Genomic DNA, 4,183 nt, shown 5'->3' with positions numbered 1-4,183 from the left:
AAACTGTTCAGCTTTGCCTGACAAATTGTCGGGTACTCGCCGCTCGTCGAGACACAGCACCCCGTGGTTCGCGCTGCGGCTCAGCCGTGGCAGTACCCGCTCGGCGCCGGGCCAGTGCCACTCGGCGGCACGCACGAACAGCCGCGAGTCGAGGTTGAGCAGCCGCGCGCGCAGGGCGTTCGGGGCGATGTTCGGGACGGTTAGGTCGACGTCTGGGCTCATAGGGGTCCGGTTACCCTGTAGTGCCCCTTTCTTGTGTTCCCGCGCGCGCCGGCCGCCCGGCCGGCGTATCCAAGGAGACCGCCCGGATGCGCCTGCTCCTGGTCCGCCACGGCGAGACCCCGTCCAACGTGCGCCACCTGCTGGACACCGCCGTGCCAGGACCGGGACTGACCCCGCTCGGCGAGGCGCAGGCCATCGCCCTGCCCGAGGCCCTCGCCGACGAGGACATCGAGGCCGTGTACGCCTCCACGCTGATCCGCACCCAGCTCACCGCGGCCCCGCTGGCCGCGGCCCGGGGCCTGGAGGTGATCGTCCGCGCCGGCATCCGCGAGCTGTCCGCCGGCGACCTGGAGCTGCTGCCCGGCGACGCCCCCGAGGCCCAGGCGTACATGCGCACGGCGTTCGCCTGGGCGGCCGGCGACACCGCGCTGCGCGTCCCCGGCGGGGAGAGCGGCGAGGAGGCCCTGGCCCGGTACGACGCGGTGGTCGCCGAGGCCGCCGCGAGCGGCGCCGGAACCGTCGCCCTGGTCAGCCACGGCGCCGCGATCCGCATGTGGACCGCCGCCCGCGCGGACAACGTCGACGTACCCTTCGCCGCCGCCCACCCCCTGGCCAACACCGGCGTGGTGATCCTCGAGGGCTCCCCGTCCGACGGCTGGAAGGCCCTCTCCTGGGCGGGCGCCACGGTGGAGCCGGCCGGCGAGCCCGGCCCGACGGGGGAGCCGCAGGAGCTGAACGGCAGGTGAGCGGGCACACCGCCGGAGACCGCGGATCCCGATAACGGTTTGCCCGGGCCGTACCCGGCACCGGAGAATGCCGCCCCATGGGACATCTGGAAGCCGCGCACCTCGAGTACCACCTTCCCGACGGCAGGACGCTGCTCGGTGACGTCTCCTTCCGGGTGGGCGAAGGCGCCGCCGTCGCCCTGGTCGGCCCGAACGGCGCCGGCAAGACCACCCTGCTGCGGCTGATCTCCGGCGAGCTGAAGCCGCACGGCGGCACGGTCACCGTCAGCGGCGGCCTCGGCGTGATGCGCCAGTTCGTCGGCTCGGTGCGGGACGAGACGACCGTACGGGACCTGCTGGTGTCCGTGGCCCCGCCCCGCATCCGGGAGGCCGCCCGGGCCGTCGACGAGGCCGAGCACGCCGTCATGACCGTCGACGACGAGGCCGCCCAGCTGCGCTACGCCCAGGCCCTCGCCGACTGGGCGGAGGTCCGCGGCTACGAGGCCGAGACCCTGTGGGACATCTGCACCACGGCCGCGCTCGGCGTGCCCTACGAGCGGGCCCAGTGGCGGCAGGTGCGCACCCTCTCCGGCGGCGAGCAGAAGCGGCTCGTGCTGGAGGCGCTGCTGCGCGGCACCGACGAGGTGCTGCTCCTGGACGAGCCCGACAACTACCTCGACGTGCCCGGCAAGCGGTGGCTGGAGGAGCAGCTCAGGGAGACCCGCAAGACGATCCTGTTCGTCTCCCACGACCGTGAACTCCTCGCCCGCGCCGCCGAGAAGATCGTCTCCGTGGAGCCCGGACCGGCCGGCGCCGACGCCTGGGTGCACGGCGGCGGCTTCGCCACCTACCACGAGGCCCGCCGGGAACGCTTCGCCCGCTTCGAGGAGCTGCGCCGCCGCTGGGACGAGAAGCACGCCCAGCTGAAGAAGCTCGTCCTCAACCTCCGCCAGGCGGCCTCCATCAGCCACGAGCTGGCCTCCCGCTACCAGGCCGCGCAGACCCGCCTGCGCAAGTTCGAGGAGGCCGGGCCGCCGCCCGAGCCGCCGCGCGAGCAGGACATCACGATGCGCCTCAAGGGCGGCCGGACCGGCGTCCGCGCCGTCACCTGCGAGGAGCTGGAGCTGACCGGTCTGATGAAGCCGTTCGGCCTGGAGGTCTTCTACGGCGAACGGGTCGCCGTCCTCGGCTCCAACGGCTCCGGCAAGTCCCACTTCCTGCGCCTGCTCGCCGGCGAGGAGGTGGCGCACACCGGCATGTGGAAGCTCGGCGCGCGGGTCGTGCCCGGCCACTTCGCGCAGACCCACGCCCACCCCGAGCTGGCGCGCCGCACCCTCCTCGACATCCTGTGGAAGGAGCACTCCCAGGACCGGGGCGCGGCCATGTCCCGGCTGCGCCGCTACGAGCTGACCCAGCAGGCCGAGCAGTCCTTCGACCGGCTCTCCGGCGGCCAGCAGGCCCGCTTCCAGATCCTGCTGCTGGAGCTGCGGGGAGCCACCGCGCTGCTGCTGGACGAGCCGACGGACAACCTCGACCTGGAGTCCGCCGAGGCTCTCCAGGAGGGCCTGGAGGCCTTCGAGGGCACGGTCCTCGCGGTCACCCACGACCGCTGGTTCGCCCGCTCCTTCGACCGCTTCCTGGTCTTCGGCAGCGACGGCCGGGTCCGCGAGACCACGCAGCCCGTCTGGGACGAGCGCAGGGTCGAGCGGGCGCGGTAGCCCGCGCCCGCCCGGGGCCTCACCTCCAGCGCAGCAGCGCGCCCAGGCCGCCCACCGCGACCTCGTCCCCGGTCTCCTCCAGCACCGTGGAGTGCCTGAGCTCCTCCACGGCCTCGTACACCGCCCGGCTGGTGGCCTCGTCGGCGCCCTGCTCCCGCAGCTGCCGGGCCACCGCCTCCGCCGTCAGATGCCGGCGGTGCTGCATGCCCTCGTGGTGCTGGGAGAGGTCGACGTATGCGGAGGCCCAGGACCCCGGATGTTCGTACAGTGGATTCAGGAAAGCGAGCTCCATGGATTCCTCCCGGAAACCGCTCGGGGCAGTGCGCCGGGCGGGTACCCGGTCCCGTATGAACGGACACGACGAGCGGGGCACCACCATGACCGGAGTCGACCCCAGCCGACTGGACGACCAGCAGCTCATGAAGGAGCTGGAGACGATCCACCGCACGCGCCACGACACCCTCCTGTACGGCTCGAACGACGCGCTGCGGGCCCACAACGAGCGCATGGCGCAGCTGGAGGGCGAGTATCTGCGCCGGAACCCGCGCCGCCTGGTCAGCTCCGGCCGCACCCGCGAGGGCGCCCGGGAGCGGCGCTGCGGCGAAACGGTCACTCCGGGCGCGTCCGGTACCTGAGGCGGGCGCCTCGCCCGCATCGGAGAAGGGCCGGCCCGTTTCCGGGCCGGCCCTCGGTGAGGCGGCTTCGCCTGCCTCCCGCTCTCAGCCCACCTCTCCGGCGAACACATGCAGGAAGGTGTCGCAGAAAGCCTTCAGGTCGTCCGGCTTGCGGCTGGTCACCAGCTGGTTGGGGCCGTGGTCGCAGACCTTCACCTGTTCGTCCACCCAGGTGCCGCCCGCGTTGCCGATGTCCGTCCGCAGACTCGGCCAGGACGTCAGCACCCGGCCGCGTACGACGTCCGCCTCCACCAGCGTCCACGGCGCGTGGCAGATCGCGGCGACCGGACGCCCCTCGTCGAAGAAGTCCTTCACGAAGGCGACGGCCTTCCCGTCCATCCGCAGGAAGTCCGGGTTGGCCACCCCGCCCGGCAGCACCAGGCCCCCGAACGAACCGGCGGACGCCTCGCCCACGACCTCGTCCACGTCGAAGGTGTCCGCCTTGTCGAGATGGTTGAACGCCTGGATCTTCCCGGCCTCGGTCGACACCAGCACCGGCTCGTGCCCGGCGTCGGAGACCGCCTTCCACGGCTCGGTCAGTTCGACCTGCTCGACGCCCTCGGGCGCCACCAGAAACGCGATACGCATGATTCTCAGCTTCCTTTCCCGGTCGCCCCGGTGTGCGTCGCCGACCGGGCCGGCCGCTTCCCCGTTGCCCGGCCCCGGCTCACCGGCCGCCCGCCAGCGCCTCGGCCAGCTGCTGGACATTGCCGAACCGCTCGGCGCGCGGCAGCCCCGCCACCGCGTCCACCAGCGGGTCCGGGGCGTTGTCCCGGCGCAGTGCCGCGGCCAGCTCGCCCGCCCGCGCAGGGAAGGCGCCGCGCCCCAGGACGCGGGCGAGCTC

At 73.2% G+C, this 4,183-nt stretch carries 5 protein-coding genes and 2 pseudogenes; 3 read left to right on the top strand and 4 right to left on the bottom strand.

From position 1 onward, the window contains the following. A pseudogene (locus tag ACWEN3_RS42640) lies at positions 1-222 on the bottom strand (hypothetical protein); the annotation flags it as partial. Positions 223-308: 86 nt separating this feature from the next. Between ACWEN3_RS42640 and ACWEN3_RS42635 the strand changes: the two are divergent. Then, a complete protein-coding gene (locus tag ACWEN3_RS42635) occupies positions 309-968 on the top strand; it encodes a histidine phosphatase family protein (protein WP_452982972.1) in 660 nt (219 codons plus the stop codon). Positions 969-1,045: 77 nt separating this feature from the next. Then, a complete protein-coding gene (locus ACWEN3_RS42630; protein ID WP_452982969.1) occupies positions 1,046-2,665 on the top strand; it encodes an ABC-F family ATP-binding cassette domain-containing protein in 1,620 nt (539 codons plus the stop codon). Between the two features lie 85 nt (positions 2,666-2,750). On the opposite strand, the pseudogene ACWEN3_RS42625 reads toward ACWEN3_RS42630, so the two are convergent. Continuing rightward, positions 2,751-2,957: pseudogene (locus tag ACWEN3_RS42625) on the bottom strand (hypothetical protein); the annotation flags it as partial. 55 nt (positions 2,958-3,012) lie between these two features. Here ACWEN3_RS42625 and ACWEN3_RS42620 point away from each other — a divergent pair. After that, positions 3,013-3,300 (top strand): DUF6158 family protein, encoded by a 288-nt coding sequence (locus ACWEN3_RS42620; RefSeq protein ID WP_452982966.1) that lies wholly within the window; start codon positions 3,013-3,015, stop codon positions 3,298-3,300. Positions 3,301-3,384: 84 nt separating this feature from the next. Here ACWEN3_RS42620 and ACWEN3_RS42615 read toward each other — a convergent pair whose 3' ends face one another. Together ACWEN3_RS42615 and ACWEN3_RS42610 are read right to left on the bottom strand one after the other, a co-directional pair. After that, positions 3,385-3,927: a type 1 glutamine amidotransferase domain-containing protein gene (locus ACWEN3_RS42615; protein WP_452982963.1), complete on the bottom strand. Its 543-nt coding sequence runs from the start codon at positions 3,925-3,927 to the stop codon at positions 3,385-3,387. A gap of 79 nt (positions 3,928-4,006) precedes the next feature. After that, positions 4,007-4,183, bottom strand: a 177-nt coding sequence (locus ACWEN3_RS42610) for a DUF2795 domain-containing protein (RefSeq protein ID WP_452982975.1), incomplete at its 5' end; no start/stop codon positions are given.

The sequence above is a fragment of the Streptomyces sp. NPDC004561 genome (assembly GCF_053602155.1).
The sequence above is the reverse complement of the archived record's forward strand: the minus strand, read 5'-3'. Positions and strand labels throughout refer to the sequence as shown.